General features: G+C 37.8%; 13 protein-coding genes. 9 read left to right on the top strand and 4 right to left on the bottom strand.

Annotated elements, in window-relative coordinates:
* Positions 1-53: 53 nt before the first annotated feature.
* Positions 54-254, bottom strand: coding sequence for a hypothetical protein (locus H5120_RS10200; RefSeq protein ID WP_002962626.1), 201 nt, complete (start codon positions 252-254; stop codon positions 54-56).
* A 107-nt stretch (positions 255-361) separates the two neighbouring features.
* On the opposite strand from H5120_RS10200, the gene H5120_RS10195 reads away from it, so the two are divergent.
* The 3 genes from H5120_RS10195 (at position 362) to H5120_RS10185 (ending at position 2,530) form a co-directional block, all read left to right on the top strand.
* Positions 362-844: a GNAT family N-acetyltransferase gene (locus H5120_RS10195; RefSeq protein ID WP_182674287.1), complete on the top strand. Its 483-nt coding sequence runs from the start codon at positions 362-364 to the stop codon at positions 842-844.
* A gap of 162 nt (positions 845-1,006) precedes the next feature.
* Positions 1,007-1,618, top strand: coding sequence for a MarC family protein (locus H5120_RS10190; RefSeq protein ID WP_182674286.1), 612 nt, complete (start codon positions 1,007-1,009; stop codon positions 1,616-1,618).
* Between the two features lie 30 nt (positions 1,619-1,648).
* On the top strand, positions 1,649-2,530 hold the full coding sequence (locus H5120_RS10185) for an alpha/beta hydrolase (protein ID WP_182674285.1): 882 nt from the start codon (positions 1,649-1,651) through the stop codon (positions 2,528-2,530).
* Between the two features lie 779 nt (positions 2,531-3,309).
* Here H5120_RS10185 and H5120_RS10175 read toward each other — a convergent pair.
* A complete protein-coding gene (locus H5120_RS10175; protein WP_182674284.1) occupies positions 3,310-4,518 on the bottom strand; it encodes a porin in 1,209 nt (402 codons plus the stop codon).
* 637 nt (positions 4,519-5,155) lie between these two features.
* Between H5120_RS10175 and H5120_RS10170 the strand changes: the two genes are divergently transcribed.
* From H5120_RS10170 to H5120_RS10150, 5 genes are all read left to right on the top strand, one after another.
* Complete coding sequence (locus tag H5120_RS10170; protein ID WP_076914937.1) at positions 5,156-6,745, top strand: ABC-F family ATPase; 1,590 nt, start codon at positions 5,156-5,158, stop codon at positions 6,743-6,745.
* A 151-nt stretch (positions 6,746-6,896) separates the two neighbouring features.
* Positions 6,897-7,379, top strand: a complete 483-nt coding sequence (gene purE, locus H5120_RS10165; protein ID WP_002962540.1) for a 5-(carboxyamino)imidazole ribonucleotide mutase — start codon at positions 6,897-6,899, stop codon at positions 7,377-7,379.
* Positions 7,380-7,381: 2 nt separating this feature from the next.
* The gene (locus H5120_RS10160; protein WP_182674283.1) at positions 7,382-8,533 is read left to right on the top strand and encodes a 5-(carboxyamino)imidazole ribonucleotide synthase; all 1,152 of its coding nucleotides are present in this window, start codon (positions 7,382-7,384) and stop codon (positions 8,531-8,533) included.
* Positions 8,534-8,645: 112 nt separating this feature from the next.
* Positions 8,646-9,809, top strand: a complete 1,164-nt coding sequence (locus tag H5120_RS10155; RefSeq protein WP_182674282.1) for an endonuclease/exonuclease/phosphatase family protein — start codon at positions 8,646-8,648, stop codon at positions 9,807-9,809.
* A 122-nt stretch (positions 9,810-9,931) separates the two neighbouring features.
* Positions 9,932-12,436: a prolyl oligopeptidase family serine peptidase gene (locus tag H5120_RS10150; protein ID WP_182674281.1), complete on the top strand. Its 2,505-nt coding sequence runs from the start codon at positions 9,932-9,934 to the stop codon at positions 12,434-12,436.
* 61 nt (positions 12,437-12,497) lie between these two features.
* Here H5120_RS10150 and H5120_RS10145 read toward each other — a convergent pair whose 3' ends face one another.
* Together H5120_RS10145 and rrtA are read right to left on the bottom strand one after the other, a co-directional pair.
* On the bottom strand, positions 12,498-14,846 hold the full coding sequence (locus tag H5120_RS10145; protein ID WP_182674280.1) for an NB-ARC domain-containing protein: 2,349 nt from the start codon (positions 14,844-14,846) through the stop codon (positions 12,498-12,500).
* Between the two features lie 85 nt (positions 14,847-14,931).
* Positions 14,932-15,510 (bottom strand): rhombosortase, encoded by a 579-nt coding sequence (rrtA, locus tag H5120_RS10140; RefSeq protein WP_182674279.1) that lies wholly within the window; start codon positions 15,508-15,510, stop codon positions 14,932-14,934.
* A gap of 97 nt (positions 15,511-15,607) precedes the next feature.
* Here rrtA and ggt point away from each other — a divergent pair, with 97 nt between their 5' ends.
* A complete protein-coding gene (ggt, locus tag H5120_RS10135; RefSeq protein ID WP_182674278.1) occupies positions 15,608-17,386 on the top strand; it encodes a gamma-glutamyltransferase in 1,779 nt (592 codons plus the stop codon).
* Positions 17,387-17,522: the final 136 nt, after the last annotated feature.

The raw sequence follows: 17,522 nt of genomic DNA, 5'->3' as shown, positions 1-17,522 counted from the left end.
TAATTAGATAGTAGGCTGCAAAATAGCAGCCTTTTTACTGTGTATGTGTTTGGTTAGCTATTTTGCTCACGCGCTAATTGGTTAGGAAGAAGTTCTTCTACTATTTCGCGTGCTGGAAGTGTATAGCGTGTGCCGTCAAACATTACTGAGGTAAACTCGTTAATATTAGTAATGCCTGTTAAGGTCCAGCCTTCGCCGCGCTTTGGGCAATATACTGTAGTAGTGGGTTGTATTACTTTAAAATCGTCACTCATTACGTTCTCTTACTCTTTTTGCTTTAAAGATAATGCTTGTTAAAGGGGTATGGTAAGTTAATAATGCGTGCCCATAAAGAGCTAATTTAACTAACCACTTAAATAAAATGTTTAATACCACAAAGCTTGAACGCGTTACGCTGCGTTTAATTACCCACAAACACGCTGCGTGTTTATTTAATATTTTAAACCATCCACATGTGTCAGAATTTAACGACTACGAAACACCGCTCAGCAAAACGCAAATCAAGCAATTAATACAAGATGATATTAGTGCTTATTACGAAGGCGAAGTGATTCGAGTTGCAATTGAACATAATATATCTGGAAAGTTAATGGGTACTTGTGGGCTTTATAATTTAACCCGGTGTAAAAGTAGTGCGTTTATAGGATTTGAGCTGCATCCTGACTTTTGGGATAAGGGCGTAATGTTTGAAGTGGTGACCGGTTTTATTGAAACTCTAGTTAAGCATATTCCGCTTAAATATTTGTCTGCTGAGGTGAGTGCACATAATGCACGTTCCCATAATTTACTTATGAAACTGGGCTTTAGTTTAAGAGAAAATTTTATTTGGCATAAATCACTTTAACTCAAGACGGCAATTATAAGTGCTTACCTTTTTTGAATCCTCAATCCTTAAAGCTCAGTAAATAAAATACAAAAAATAGCGGCTTTCTATTATAGTTAAGCGTAAGCAAATGAATTTGTTACCCGTGTTTTATTAAACATTTACGCTTAACAAGGATTTTATATGCTAGAAAAACTCTCTCAAGATGCGCTTGTAATTTGGGCGACCATTGACCCAATAGGCACTATGGCGCTGTTTGCTGCGCTTACTTCTCATTTAACTGATCAACAACGCCGTAAAACTGCATTTAAAACGGTGCTTTATGCCGGGGGCGTATTATTGGGTTCTATTTTAATAGGGCAACTAATACTTAATGCGATGGGAATTAGGTTGGTGTCGTTTCAGTTAGGGGGTGGAATTATATTGTTTTTGTTTGGCCTGCAAATGATTTTTGGAAACGATTCTAACAAAGCCAAACAAGACCCCGATCACGATATAGCGGTGTTTCCGCTTGCTATACCTGCAACGGCGACTCCTGGCGCTATTTTGGCGGTAATACTACTTACTGATAACCACATACAGCCAATTACTACTCAAATAGGCACAGCGCTTGTTACACTTGGTGTGTTGTGTATTACATTAATACTGTTGCTGCTTTCGGGTAAAATTATTAAGCTAATAGGTACTGGCGGCGCGTCTATTTTAACGCGAGTGATGGGCATGATTTTAGCCGCGTTTTCGGTTGAGCTTATTATGACCGCGCTTGAAATAAAACAATGGGTTAAGCTCGATTAAATAACTCCTAAACATTGAAAGGAATGCCGTATGGCAATAAAAATAACAAAACACTATATTATTAATTTAAGTTTAGCCGTAGTCATTTTTGCTATTGGTATTTTAGCTATACGTTATTATAACCATTATGTATCGGCCTATACAGATGTAACAATTAACTCAAGCGTGCTTAATGAGTCGCGCAAAGTGTTTATAAGATTGCCCGCTAATTACAATCCTAAAAAAGCGTATCCGTTAATTATTAAAACCGATGGTAACTTTAATTTAGATACATGGGATAAAGCACTTACAAAACAAGCTAAGAGCGAAAAAGGGGATAAGGCTATATTGGTGTCTATTCCTAATTTGTTTTTTACAGATACACGTAATCGCGATTTAGTGCCCCCTTATGCTCGCCAAGATGTAAATACACAAGCGCGTCCAGAGCATGAAACACTTATTGAACCAAATGGTGAAGCCGACAAGTTTTTAGCGTTTATTGAAACTGAGTTACTCCCTTATTTATCAGCAAAATATAAGCTTAGTAATAACCGTGTATTAAGTGGTTTTTCGGCAGGTGGTAGCTTTGTGCTTTATACACTGCATACAAAGCCTGAATTGTTTAATGGCTATTTTGCTTTTAGCCCAGCGGCTTGGTATGACGATATGACCGTAGTTAATAATGTAGAAGCGTTTTTAAGTGCTCAAGATAACAAAGTTAAGGCGCCTACTTATTTATATCTTTCGGTGGGTGGGGCAGAGCATTCGTTAATGTTAAAAGCGTTTAGTAATTTAGAGACCGTTTTAACAGCCAACCCTAACAATAACCTTGTGTGGCAAAGTGCTATAAACAAAGGTGCTGAGCATTCAGATAATCCATCAATTAGTGTGGCTAAGGCATTAGCTGGTTATAGTACGTTTAATAAAAAGTAGGTTAGATAGGTTTAAGCGACAACTGTATACATATACAGTTGTCGTTGTTTTATCTATTTATGATAACGAATCAGCTTTATAACAATTTACTTAGTTCAATATTATTAACGACTTACAAAAAAAGGTAGGTTTAAATTATTTTTGCACAGTAATTACATATACTGTTTTTATATACAGTTCAAAAATATTGAATTAGAATACCGTCAGTACCCATGAGCATATACACATCTATTTGTTACTGCTTTTAATCAGCCTTTCGCCTTTGTGATCAGCAATAAGCAGTGTAAGTACTTTGCAAGTTCAATATAGTTTCACCATATTTTTATACTCTTAATGCAGTTAATATAAATTGGCTGGTGGCTTTACAGCAAAAGAACACATCATACTAAATATTATTATGATGCTAAACTTAGCGATAGAGTCAAATTAGAAAAAAATAATCAGAGGGATAATCAAAATAATAAAGCCTGCGATAACTACATCCACTAAAAATATAAATGCCGAGTGTGGACTATGAGTGATTAATTAAAGTTTTCCTCGCTCATTGTAATGAGTAGCAAAACGGTAAACGTAAAAAATAGGGGCATCGTGAATGGTGCTATTACAAATTAAAAAAGCAGATACCAATGCGGCTGTTAATGCATTTGTTGAAATAGCCTTAAATGCAAAATTGAGTATTCAAAAAAGTATGGCGGAATAAAAAAAAGCCCAGTTAAAAAAGTTAAAAGGGCTAAAAGGGTTGTGCTTAGGGAAGTTGTAGTCGTTTTATAAACTTATATTTAAAACTTATATCTAAAACCAAATGCTATACCGTCATCTTCCGACTGCTCCATTTGTGCTTGTTGATCGTCGTTATCGCTTTCAAAGTCGCTAAAGTCTTTACGCGCTTCTACGTAGGCAATAGTGTCTTCGTCAATTAAGTAGTGAAGGCCAATAACAGCAAACTGACGCTTAAATACATCGTCTGGGTCGGCGTTAAAGTTTGGCTGAATTACGTAATCATCACCGGCATCAAACACGTTGTAGGCAATAAAAGGGCGAAAATCGTTATCAAAGCGGTAAGATGCAAATGTTTCTACACCGATTGCGTCTTTAATTAAGCGACCAATGTTATCTGTGTCGTGGTTTTTGTTTTTATTTACGTTGGCTGCAACGTATAGGCCGGGCTCATCTATGTTGCCCCACATAATACCTGCACCATAAATTAAATCTTCAACATTACGAGTAGAACCATCGCCAAACGTTAAATCAAACTCACCACGGTTAACACCTGCTGTAAGTGTTAGCATGTCAGTTGGGGTATAAGTTACAGACGCACCAAATGTGTAATTAAATTCAACTTCTTGGGCTGCACTATCGCCAGAGTTCCAAAGTGCTTCACATTCTTCTTCTGAAATGTCGGTTACGTCACAGGTATAAAATTCGCTGTTTTTAAGCTGCGCTTGTACTGCAAAACTAAAATCGTTATAGCTATTGCGGTACTGTACTAATTTATCTCCACGGCCAGTGCCATTAACAGCGCCATCGTCTTTGTTATAGGTGTAAACACCAGCCGCATTGCCATCCCATACAAAGCTATTATTTGTGCCGAAAACTACGTCGTACCATGCACCCCATTGTTTACCAATGGTAAGTTGGCCATATTTTTCGTGTGAAAGCCCTGCGTAACCTAAACGGTTATACAAAAACTCATCCTGGATAGACTCAAAACGATTGTTATAAATAATATCGCTGCTGCCAACAGGGTTTACACCCCATTCTACGAGTGCGAGTGCGGTCCAGTCTTTCTTAAGCTTTCGGGTAAATCCAAAGTTAATGCGCGAGGTACCGTTAACAACTTCGGTTTCGTTTTGTGTATTAATTACACGCACATCAAGATATCCACCAACTTCAACAGTATTTTTGTCATCTTTGTATAATTCTACTGCCGAAACAGCGGGTGCGAATACAATACTTGCGCTAATAAGCGTCGCTAATTTTTTGCTCATCTTGTGTGTTGCCCTGTGTAAATTGGTCAATTTTTTACGTAGGTAAAAATTCAGATTTGAAGACTAACAAAGCAATAAACGGCTCAAAAGTGAAAAATACTCAATAAAAGTAATCGTTAAACTTAACGGATATTCACTAAAGGTTAATTTTGTTTTTCATGTGTTGCAAAAGTTTATGTTTTTAATGATTTGATAGGTAAATAGGATGAGGAATTAGCGATGTGTAAAAATTGTAATTTGAATTAATTTCATCTTGTTTAAAAAGTAGCAACTAGTGTAAAAGCTCTAAAAGTATTTTATTTTCATAAATATAACTTTTTATTATTATAGGGTGAACAAAAATGAGTTAAGTAGACACACAAACACGTTAAAAGTGTTTTTACTCTAATTTGTATTGTAATTTCTAATCTCTTATGCCTGTTTATAAAACATACTTTATGGATTTTAATTAGAATAAGTTGAATAAAAATTAACGAAACCATTAAATCTAATCCGTTATTTTTACTACTAACTACATAGCCATAATAAATGGCTAAAACGCAGTGGTTTGCTTTTAAACTTTCATAGAAAAACAGGCCATTTTGGTTTAAACTGCGCGCAATTTAAATACATCATTACTCCTTTGGAGGGTAGCGCTATTATTAGTACAGCTAATGTCACCATGCAATTTGGTGCTAAACCATTATTTGAAAATATCTCAGCAAAATTTGGCGATGGTAACCGTTACGGTTTAATCGGTGCAAATGGTTGTGGTAAATCAACATTTATGAAAATTTTAAGTGGTGAGCTTGAAGCGTCTTCAGGTAATGTAAGTACTGATCCTAACGAACGCGTTGCTAAACTTAATCAAGATCAGTTTGCCTACGAAGAATACTCAGTAATCGATACCGTGATTATGGGCCACAAAGAGTTGTGGGAAATCAAACAAGAACGTGACCGTATTTACTCTTTACCTGAAATGAGTGAAGAAGACGGTATGAAAGTAGCCGATCTTGAAACTGAATTTGCTGAAATGGATGGTTACTCTGCTGAATCTAAAGCAGGTGAGCTTTTATTAGGTGTAGGTATTGGCACTGACCAACACTTTGGCCCAATGTCAGAAATTGCACCGGGTTTTAAGCTGCGCGTGCTACTTGCACAGGTGTTGTTTTCAGACCCAGACATTATGCTACTTGATGAGCCTACTAATAACTTGGATATTTACACCATCAAGTGGTTAGAAGACGTGTTAAATCAGCGCGACTGTACCATGATAATCATCTCGCATGACCGTCACTTTTTAAACTCTGTGTGTACACACATGGCCGACATTGACTACGGCGAGCTTCGTATTTACCCAGGTAATTATGACGAATACATGTTTGCAGCAACGCAAGCACGTGAGCAATTACTTAACGAAAACGCTAAAAAGAAAAACCAAATTGCTGAACTTCAACAGTTTGTTTCTCGTTTTTCTGCTAACGCCTCTAAAGCTAAGCAAGCAACATCGCGTGCTAAACGTATCGACAAAATCCAATTAGACGAAGTAAAAGCGTCTTCACGCCAAACGCCGTTTATCCGTTTCGACCAAGAAAAGCAGTTATTCAGAAACGCTCTTGAAATGACCAACCTAACACAAGGTTTTGACGACAATACGTTGTTTTCTGGACTTGAAGGTTTAGTAGAAGTTGGCGAACGTATTGCTATTATTGGTGAAAATGGTGTTGGTAAAACAACATTACTTAATACATTAGCAGGGCGCTTAGCACCTAAAGCTGGTGAGTTTAAGTTCTCTGAAAACGCGAACATTGGTTACTACGCGCAAGATCACGCTGATGAGTTTGCAACCGACATGAACTTGTTTCAGTGGATGGAGCAATGGCAACAAGAAGGCGACGACGAGCAAGTGGTTCGTAGCTTCTTAGGCCGTATGTTATTCTCTCAAAACGATATTAAAAAATCAGTTAAAGTAATTTCAGGTGGTGAGCAAGGCCGCATGTTGTTTGGTAAAATTATGATGCATAAACCAAACATATTGTTAATGGATGAGCCAACTAACCACATGGATATGGAATCTATCGAGGCGCTTAACTTAGCCCTTGAAGCTTACGAGGGTACATTGATGTTTGTATCTCACGACCGTCAGTTTGTATCATCGGTTGCAACCCGTATTTGGGAAATTAAAGACGGTAAAGTTATCGACTTTAGAGGCAACTACGCAGAATACCTAGCGAGTAAAGAAGCTTAATTAGCTATTTACCCGTTAACTCTAAAAAGCCATGTTTAAACATGGCTTTTTTTGTTTTTGTGAGTCGCAATTAAACTTGGTTTGGGTATAATACCCGCCTAAAACCGGACATAAGTCCGCTATTTTTAAAATACATTACTGAGGAGTATTTATGACTGTTGGCATTATTATGGGTTCAAAATCAGATTGGCCAACCATGGAACATGCAGCACTTATGCTAGAGCATTTTGGCATTAAGTACGAAACCAAAGTCGTGTCTGCACACCGCACTCCTCAATTACTTGCTGATTACGCAAGTTCAGCCGCAGAACGTGGTATTAAAGTTATTATTGCTGGTGCTGGCGGCGCAGCGCATTTACCTGGTATGGCGGCTGCTTTTACGTCGCTTCCTGTACTTGGCGTACCTGTAAAATCAAAAGCATTAAATGGTGTTGATTCACTTTTATCTATTTGCCAAATGCCTAAAGGCGTTGCAGTAGGTACGCTTGCAATTGGTGAGCCGGGCGCAGCAAACGCGGGTTTATTAGCTGCACAAATTTTAGGATGTCAAAATCCAGAAATTTTTGCAAAAATTGAAGCGTTTCGTAAAGCTCAAACCGACACTATATTAGCTAATCCAAACCCTGCAGAGTAATAATGAATATTTTAATATTAGGTGCAGGGCAACTTGCACGTATGATGAGCCTTGCAGGCGCGCCGCTTAATTTAAACGTTGTTTCGTACGATGTAGGCAGTAAACAAATTATGCACCCGCTAACCGGTGACATTTATAACACGTCGCTTGAGCAAGCAATATCAAACGCTGATGCCATTACTGCCGAGTTTGAGCACATTCCTGATGACGTATTAACCCTTTGCTGTAACAGTAATAAGTTTTACCCAGGAAAAGCCGCAATTAAAACCGGTGGCGATCGCTCGCTTGAAAAGGCATTGCTTGATAAAACAAACGTAACTTGTGCGCCGTACCAATTAATTACGCAAAAAGCGCATTTAGAACTTGCCGTTAAAACTCTAGGTAAACCACTTGTAATTAAAACATGCCAAGCGGGTTACGACGGAAAAGGCCAATGGCGTTTAAAATCGGATGATCAAATAGACGAGATTTGGTCACAAATGGCTGATTTTATTGCATCAGGCACCGAACTTGCGCCACATACGATTATTGCTGAAAAAATGATTCCGTTTGATCGTGAAGTATCTATTATTGGTGCGCGCGATAAACACGGTAATGTTGCTATTTATCCGCTAACAGAAAACGAGCACACAAATGGTGTATTAACGCTTTCTATTGCCGGTAAAAATAATCAAAGTGTTGAAGCTCAAGCAAACGATGCATTTACAAAAATAGCAAACGAGCTTAACTACGTTGGCGTATTAGCAATTGAGTTTTTTGATGTAAGAGGCACGTTACTCGTTAACGAAATTGCACCGCGTGTACATAACTCAGGCCACTGGACGCAACAAGGCTGCCATTGCTCGCAGTTTGAAAACCACATGCGTGCTGTTGCAGGTTTGCCGCTTGGTAATACAGAGCTTAAACACATTACCGCGATGATAAACGTATTAGGCCAACCAAGTATTCCAAGTGAAGTATTAAAAACGGTTGATGTAACGAGCCATTGGTACGGTAAAACAGCTAAGCCAGGTCGTAAAATGGGCCATATTAATGTATCAGCTGTTAATATGAGTGAGCTTGCAGACAAACTTGGTGAACTTACAGAGTACCTACCAGAGCAAGATTATCCTGGTATTTTAAAAGCAGCTGCCAATTTAGTGCTCAGTGAATAGTTATCATACCTGTATATAAATACCGGCTTAAGCCGGTATTTTTTTATCATAAAAATGGGCTTTGAATATGTAATACTGTTAAAGTCTAATTTTAAATTTGTGAAGTAAAACAATGAAACTAAAAACAATATCTAGCGTGCTAGCCATTACTGCATTATTTAGCTTAAATACATTTGCATCGGAATCTCTTCGTGTCGCAACTTTTAATGTAAGTATGGATGCAACTAATCACACGCCTAAAGGTGAGCAAGTTAAAAGTGATGCTTTAGTTAATGCACTTAAAGCTAACCACCAGCAAATTAAGAACATAGCGGAAATTATTCAGCGTGTTCGCCCTGATATTATTTTACTAAACGAATTTGATTACATCCCAAAAGAGCAAGGCATTGAATACTTTAATCAGCATTATTTAAATGTAGGTCAGCAAAAACAAGCCGCTATTAACTACCCTTACTCTTATATTGCACCTGTAAATACAGGCCTAGCTACCGAGTTTGATTTAGATAACGATGGCAAAAAAAATGGCGTGATGGGCGATGCACAAGGCTTTGGCTTTTTTGAAGGGCATTATGGTATGGCTATTTTATCAAAATACCCAATTAATTTTGATAAAGTAAGAACCCTTCAAACCTTTAAATATAAAGACATGCCAAATGCACAAATGCCTGTAATGCCTAAAACAGGTGAAAACTGGTATAACGCACAAGAATGGCAAGCACTTAGACTCAGTTCTAAATCGTTTTGGGATTTACCTATTAGCGTAAATGATAAAACAATTCATGTTATTGCATCTCACCCAACACCGCCTGTATTTGACGGTGAAGAGGATAGAAACGGCAAGCGTAACCACGATGAAGTAAGGTTAATTGCCGATTACGTTTCAAATGCTAAGTATATTTATGACGATAAAGGCGAAAAGGGCGGTTTAAAAGTTCACTCTCGTTTTGTTATTTTAGGCGATTTAAATGCAGCCCCTGAGGGGGACAAAGCCCGTACAAATACCACCGACCAATTACTTAAAAACCCACTTATCAACGCAAGCTTTGTTCCAAAAAGCGAAGGTGCTAAAGAGCAGTATGATGTGCCATATGCACAAAATTACAGTGCTAATTGGCAAGCCCGTGTTGATTACGTTTTACCATCAAACTATGGTTTAAAAATTAAGGACGGTGGGGTGTTTTGGCCAACTAAAACCAGTAATGAATATCGTTTAATTAAAGATAGAAACGCATCGAGCGATCACCGCATGGTGTGGCTTGATTTAGTAATTGAATAACGTCTATTACAATTAGTAACTGAGCTTTACCCTGTTTAATGGCTATTTGTCTTAAATAATTGCAATAACTTGAGTGCTTCTGCTTAAATACGGCCTAATTATAATAACCGTATAGAAGCACTATGATTTTTAATTTTTCTTCATCTAAAACGTTAGTGGCCTTAGCTGTTGCCTCAAGTGTTATGCTTGTAGGCTGTAGCGCTACCGCTAACACCTCTTCAACACAGCAAAGTGCTTTACCAGCAAGTAAGGTTGCTGCGGTTGTGAACACGCCAGCTGATATCGGCTCACAAAAAATAACGCTAGAACAAGCAATGGCCGACCCTGATTGGATGGGCAATCAGCCAGAGAACGCTTACTGGGCTAGCGATTCGGCCACTATTATTTATGCTCAAAAAGAGCAAGGTAATACACTACGCAATTTATTTAGCCAATCTGTTACTAGCCAAACAGCAGAGCAAGTAGCGCTTAATAAACTTCATACTGTGGGTTCTAATAAAGCCGTTTATTCTAAAAATAAAACAATGGCGGCTTACACATTTAAAGGCAATGTGTTTGTTAAAAACCTAAAAACCGGTGAACTTAAGCAAATTACAGCTACATCAGCAAACGAGTCTAAACCACAATTTTTAAATAATGGCGATTTAGTTTACCGCCAAGGCAATGTGTTTTTTAAAGTTGATTTAAAAACAGGCTTAACGAGCGAGCTTGCTAACTTAAAACTTACTGATGAGCCAAAAGGGATTGAAGAGCCAAGCACGTATATTGCTAAAGAGCAGCATAAATTGATTAAGTTTGTGGCGCTTCAACAAAAAAATAAAAAAGATAAGCAAGCACGCAGTGAGCAAATTAATGAACAAAACGATTCAATTGCTAGCACGGCTTACTACTTAGGTAACGGTAATAAAGTTGCAGAGGCTCAGCTTTCGCCAAATGGTGATGCGTTATTAGTCGTTGTACAAAAGCAAACTGATTGGCGTGGTGATGGCGATATTATGCCAAATTACATCACTAATGATGCAACCATTGAGCCTAAAAAAGCACGCCGCCGTGTTGCAGATGCTAAAGAAGAAACCTCAAAGCTTGTCTACATCAATTTAACTAACAAAGAGCAAACTTCACTTAGCTTTAATACTTTACCGGGCTTTGACGAAGATGTTTTAGCCGCAGTGAAAAAAGAAAATTATGCACGTGATGGTAAAACATATAAGTCTAAAAAGGCGCCTCGTGGCATTAACCTTATTATGGACTGGGGTTTTGAGCAAAGCCCAGTAGTATGGAACGATGACGGCTCGCAAGTGGCTATCATGCTTGAAGCGTGGGATAACAAAGACCGTTGGCTTGCGACTGTAGATTTTAAAAACAACAAACTTGTGTCGCAACATCGCCTACATGACGATGCATGGATTGCTTACGCGTTTAACGACTTTGGGTGGTTACATAACTCGAACACGCTTTATTACCTATCGGAAGAGTCGGGTTACAGCCAGCTTTATAAAAAACCAGTTAATGGTAGTGCAACCGCGCTAACACAAGGCCAATTTGAGGTTTCTAACTTAACGCTTACCAGTGACAACAGCGCAATTTATTATAAAGCGAATGTTGAACACCCAGGTCTGTACGAAATTTACCGCGTTAACCCGCAAACTGGTAAGAGTGAGCAAGTTACTGATTTAAACGGCATGACCGATTACACGTTGAGCCCAGATGAAACTAAGTTACTCCTTAAGCACTCTACAATTACCATGCCTAATGAGCTTTATGTAGCTGACGCACAAGCCAATACAAAAGCAACGCGATTAACTCATACAGTGTCGGATGAGTTTTTAGCTAAAAAGCTAACTGCACCTAAAATTGTTGCTGTGCCATCAAGCCATACCGAACAACCAATATACGCAAAAGTGTACTACCCAGCTGATTACGTTGAAGGTGAAGTAGGTAAAAATCGCAAAGCAGTTATTTTTAACCACGGCGCGGGTTACTTACAAAACTCACATATGGGATTTTCGGTTTATTTTCGTGAATTTATGTTTCATTCATTGCTCGCTGATGAAGGTTACATAGTAATGGATATGGATTACCGCGCATCTAAAGGTTACGGGCGTGATTGGCGCACCGCAATTTATCGTCAAATGGGAACGCCTGAAACACAAGATTTAGCCGATGGCGTTAAATGGATGGCGCAAAATGCCAACGTTGATACCAAAGCAGTCGGCACTTATGGTGGCTCTTACGGCGGCTTTATGACCTTTATGGCATTGTTTACCGCGCCTGAGTTGTTTCAATCGGGTGCTGCACTTAGACCTGTTACCGATTGGGCACATTACAACACGGGGTACACTGCTAATATATTAAACCATCCTGATGTTGACCCGATTGCGTATGAGCGCAGCTCGCCAATTTATTACGCTGAGGGCTTAAACAAACGTTTATTAATTAATGCCCCAATGGTTGACGATAACGTTTTTTTTCAAGACTCAGTGCGTTTAGTACAGCGCTTAATAGAGCTTGAAAAACAAAACTTTGAAACAGCTATATTCCCTGTTGAACCGCATGGCTTTGTACAGCCTTCAAGCTGGTTAGACGAATACCGCCGTATTTATAAGTTATTTAAAGAAACGCTTTAATCTTTAATTCTTAAAGTATAAAAACAAAAACGCCGCATTAGTTAACTAATGCGGCGTATTGTTACTTCTGAGTAGAAAAATCAATAGCTTCAATTTTAAACCAATCAAACAAATCTGATATCTCTTTCTCATAGGCGGGATTATTTATAGATCTTGCTATTCTGTGAAGGGTATAGCTACATTTACCAAGCTTGTTTCTTATATGCTTATCTTGGAAGTGTGATGGTAAATTATTAAATGCATCTCTCATTTTACATAATGATTCTAGAGCTTCTTGATATTGATGTGATGCAGTCAGGTCATCAGCTATCCTATAATAAATCTGAATATCAGTATCTAAGTACATTTTCTTCAAATGTTCATCTGCATCGGAAATAGTAGGCTCTAGTTTTTCCAAGATGCTTCTCGCAGAATCAAATTCATGCTTAAACATATACCCTCTAGCTAAGGCCATACCTACATATATAGAATCTGGATCAAGTTTAAAAGCAATTTCGAATTGGGTCACAGCTTCATCCACATTTTCTTCTTGGTGTAAGATAAATTTACCGAACCAGTAATTAAGCTGTGGACTATTAGGCGATAAAATAATAGCTAGCTCATATTGTTCTCTAGCATCATTCCAATTACCACTTCTTTGATAGAAATAAGCCATTACTCTAGCGACTTCAAAGTAATCAGGTGATAGTCGATGAGCTTCTTGTAATATTTCATACGCTTTATCGTTAATACCGTCATTAAGATATTTCAAAGCATCATGAAGCATTTTTACAACTATCCTATCAGATTTATCTCGAAATTTAATATTTGAAACATGATATTTATTTGTCCTTCTACTTGATAACTGTTGCTCAAATAGTGAGTTCAACTTGTTTAGCTTGCTTTTGATTCCTTGCTGGAAAGTTCTAGAAGGTTTGTGTTGTTTACTCAAAAATGCTCTGGCTAATTCTGATATTTGATATGTATTTTTAACGCTTGAACCATTCACTTTTGATGACTCGCTTAGCATATTTGTTGCCATCAATTCTTGGATTGATTTTTGAATCTCTAAAGAATCGAAACCTGTTAAATAGCTTAGTTCGGGGAGGTCTTTATATCCAGGAGCGCATTGAAGTGCTGATGTCAGGTTTCTGGCATTTTCAGATAAATATTCATAAACATTAGACATGCAAAACTCTAAAAATAAAGAAGAATTTTGAAGGACAACTTCAGGTGCAGTACCTGATTGAATTGAACTTACAAACCATTTTATATAACTTGGATTGCAATGCATTCTATTGACATACTTTCTTAAGACCTTTTCATCCAAGCCTGAAAGTATCTTGACATTTCTTAATCTAGCTAAAGTTCGCAAAAATTGTGAGGCATATGACTCCTCTATTCCTTGCAGCTTTATAGGGTATTCATACGCACCTAAGCCGATTCTTGAAGTAATAACTATCTTACTACCATTAGGAAGTGAGCCAACAAAATTTCTAATGTTATCATCTAAAATAGTTTCTAAGTTATCGATAAATAAGACTATTTTAAATGCTGATAAATACTCTGTGATCTCTGCCAAATTTGAAGCAGAGTTTACCCCGACAATATTATCAGAAATCTCTTGAATTACGCCTAGAGAATTATTGATGGCATCTTTAATATCAATAATTTCGTTTACAGTAATTTGTGTCGTTTTAGATGTTACCCAAACTATGGCATCAAAAGGTGATTGCTTATCTTCCAGCAATTCATAGGCAACCTTTAGTGCTAAAGCAGTTTTACCAATACCGCCTTCTCCAACTATTGAAATAACAGGAAAACCTCCTAGACATAGTTGTTTAACTTTCTGAACAGTTTCATCTCTTCCAATTAATCCAGTTTCATCGAAGTCAGGAAGAGGAAGGTTATGACTAATATTTGAATCATCATCATAAGCTTTTATATCTAGAGAGAGAACGTAACTTGAATCTTTTTCTAATAAAGAAAGTGTTTCACATGTATTAGCCCATAGAGAAGAGTTTTCAAGCACGATCTTTTTACATAACTCAGAAACAAATGGTAAGTCTTCAAAGTTTAGAGGCCTAATATGCATAACCCTATTTCTGATAGGGATAAGGGTTTCAAATGCACGAGTTAATTGCTTAATTTGTTTAGATATATGAGTCGGAAATTTAGCCGCATTACTATTAATTGTTTGGAAAGTATCACCTAAATCCCAGTAATCAATTAATTCATTAATGTCTAAATCACCAAAAACTAAACCGATGTCTTTTTCAATTCTACTCTTTGAACGAATTAGCAATTCTTTATTAAACGAAGGGTCATCAACTAATAAATTACCCATATGATTTTTTACATTCGTTCTAAGATCTTCTTCCATCGAGCTTATTAAGGCATATATCGTCATTCTAGTTAAGTTAAACGCCATTGTTATTCCTTTAATTTATAAATTGTAGTTCCGTACCTTTTTAAAACACTAATATATTTTTTGGTTTATGTATATCTAATATTTATCAAACTCTTTTATTCATAAATAAATGATGTAGAGCAAGTAAGGTACCGCCAATTACACCAATTAAATGTGCATCAATAGCCACAGTGGAGTTAATAAGCTTTCCTATATCAGCATTAGGGCCGCTAAATTGCTCAAACGCTATTTTAATCCATACGCCTATAAATAATAAATAACCCGACTTAAGCCCTACGGTTATATCTTTAACTGCGCCCCAAATAATTACACCATGCAGTAGAGCACTTAATCCGGTGTAAATATGTATGTTTGGGCAAAACCAATAAACACCGAGTCCACACCACAGTGCTAGCGAAATTACATTAAAAGCGTAGCGAGTAGGGGATGTGTATTCGCCATGTAGTAACCATATTAGTAAAACACCACTGGCATTTAATCCCAAATGAGCCCAATTAGCATGAACAAATTGGCTAGAAAAAATTCGCCACAGTTCGCCATCATCAATTAGGCTTCGGTTAAATTCAAGTAAACTATTTAAATCAAATGCAGCAAAAATGGTACTAAAAAGCAGCAAAATAATAGGCGGTAATATATAACGAGGTTGAATAGGTAAATTAAGCATTTTATTATATTTTTTTAGTCAAAATTTTTGCATATTGTGCCCGTTTAACTTTAAGATGCCAAATACAACTACGTAATTAAGTGTTTTTAGTATTTTTATGCATTTTAAACTTAACTCATTATTTGCCATTGGACTGTGCGCAGTATCACTACCTTCATTTGCACAGCAAACAACTCAAATTGAAACTCGCGAACCTGAAGCTGCTACCGGATTAATCCATAAAAAAGTAGTGCAAGGTGATAAATACATGGTAGCTGCGGCAAATCCATATGCCTCAAAAGCCGGTCAACAAATTTTAGCCCAAGGCGGCAGTGCCGTAGATGCTGCGATTGCTACTCAACTAGTGCTTACTTTAGTTGAACCGCAATCCTCAGGTATTGGCGGTGGTACATTTATGATGTATTACAACAAAGCTAACAATAAATTGACTAGTTTTGATGGCCGCGAAACTGCACCTGCAAATGCAGACGAAACGCTGTTTTTAGATAAACACGGTAAAGCCGTTAAATGGATTGAAGCCGTAGTAGGTGGACGCTCTGTTGGTGTACCCGGTATTTTACATGCCTTTGCAAGCGCACATAAACAATACGGTACATTACCGTGGGAAGCGCTTTTTAAACCGGCTATTGAACTTGCAGAACAAGGATTTGTAGTTTCGCCGCGTTTACATGGCTTATTAGCCCGACAGTTAAACCCTGGCGTGTTGAGCATGCCAATTATTAACGAATACTTTTACCCAAATGGTAAATTAATTGAAGTGGGTAGTGTTAAAAAGAATCAACCACTTGCTGATTTGTACAAAGACATTGCAAAGCAGGGCATTGATGCATTTTACAAAGGCGAAAATGCAAAACAAATGGTTAATGCGGTACAACACTCTAAAATTGCCCCTGGTAAATTAAGCGTACAAGATTTAGCAGATTATAAAAGTAAAGAGCGCGATGCGGTATGTATTCAATACCGTGCTTATAACGTGTGTTCTATGGCACCACCAAGTAGTGGCGGCGTAGCAGTACTGCAAATGCTTGGCTTGCTTGAACATAAAGATATGAGCGCACTTAAGCCAAATGGCGAAAAGGCGATTCATTACTTTAGCCAAGCTTCGCGTATTGCATTTGCCGATCGCGATATGTACATGGGCGATCCCGATTTTACTCAGGTACCTACACAAGAGCTCTTAAACAAAGATTATATTGCCTCACGCGCTAAATTAATTACCGAAACAGACCAAAAAGCCGTAGCAGGTAATCCTGTAGGGTACTTAAGTTATGCAATGGATGATTCATACGAGTTACCTTCTACCTCACATGTATCTATCGTAGATAGTAAAGGTAATGCCGTTTCGATGACAAGTTCAATTGAAATGGCGTTTGGCTCTACGGTTATGGTTAATGGCTTTATTTTAAATAACCAACTAACTGACTTTTCGTTATCGCCACGTAAAAACGGCAAGCTTGTAGCAAACCGTGTAGAGGCTGGTAAACGCCCGCGTAGCTCTATGTCACCGGTAATGGTATTTAATAAAGATGGTAGCTTACGCTTAATCGTAGGCTCACCTGGTGGTAGCCGTATCATCGATTACGTTGCACAAGTTGTTGTGGGTGTTATTGACTGGAATTTATCAGCGCAAGACGCCATTAACTTACCGCGTACAACAAATCGTAACGATTACACCAGCCTTGAAAAAGGCACAACCATTGAAGCCATTGCGCCTGCGCTTACTAAACGCGGCCACAATGTACGTATTATTGATTTAAACTCAGGCTTACACGCAGTTGAAGTTAAAAATAATACCTTATATGGTGGCGCTGATCCGCGCCGTGAAGGTGTTGCGTTATCTGATTTAACTGATAATAACGCCACAATCAAATTTTAAATTATGTATAATATGCATGCGGGCAGTGAAGCCCGCATGTATTTTCTCTCAATGGTCTGACTAGCTTAATTGTCGTTGCAATTAAACCTCTAACACTGATAATGACAGATCATAACTTAAGACTCCGTTAAAGCCT

This window comes from Pseudoalteromonas sp. SR43-2, from assembly GCF_014163885.1.
Classification (GTDB): Bacteria; Pseudomonadota; Gammaproteobacteria; order Enterobacterales; family Alteromonadaceae; genus Pseudoalteromonas; species Pseudoalteromonas distincta.
This window is presented reverse-complemented; position numbering and strand designations above follow the sequence as displayed.

Bases quoted from the DNA above. Each gene is read 5' to 3' on its own strand.
- rrtA (WP_182674279.1), bottom strand. From the start codon at position 15,510: ATGCTTAATTTACCTATTCAACCTCGTTATATATTACCGCCTATTATT.
- H5120_RS10145 (WP_182674280.1), bottom strand. From the start codon at position 14,846: ATGGCGTTTAACTTAACTAGAATGACGATATATGCCTTAATAAGCTCG.
- H5120_RS10175 (WP_182674284.1), bottom strand. From the start codon at position 4,518: ATGAGCAAAAAATTAGCGACGCTTATTAGCGCAAGTATTGTATTCGCA.
- H5120_RS10160 (WP_182674283.1), top strand. From the start codon at position 7,382: ATGAATATTTTAATATTAGGTGCAGGGCAACTTGCACGTATGATGAGC.
- purE (WP_002962540.1), top strand. From the start codon at position 6,897: ATGACTGTTGGCATTATTATGGGTTCAAAATCAGATTGGCCAACCATG.
- H5120_RS10150 (WP_182674281.1), top strand. From the start codon at position 9,932: ATGATTTTTAATTTTTCTTCATCTAAAACGTTAGTGGCCTTAGCTGTT.
- H5120_RS10185 (WP_182674285.1), top strand. From the start codon at position 1,649: ATGGCAATAAAAATAACAAAACACTATATTATTAATTTAAGTTTAGCC.
- H5120_RS10190 (WP_182674286.1), top strand. From the start codon at position 1,007: ATGCTAGAAAAACTCTCTCAAGATGCGCTTGTAATTTGGGCGACCATT.
- ggt (WP_182674278.1), top strand. From the start codon at position 15,608: ATGCATTTTAAACTTAACTCATTATTTGCCATTGGACTGTGCGCAGTA.
- H5120_RS10195 (WP_182674287.1), top strand. From the start codon at position 362: ATGTTTAATACCACAAAGCTTGAACGCGTTACGCTGCGTTTAATTACC.
- H5120_RS10155 (WP_182674282.1), top strand. From the start codon at position 8,646: ATGAAACTAAAAACAATATCTAGCGTGCTAGCCATTACTGCATTATTT.
- H5120_RS10200 (WP_002962626.1), bottom strand. From the start codon at position 254: ATGAGTGACGATTTTAAAGTAATACAACCCACTACTACAGTATATTGC.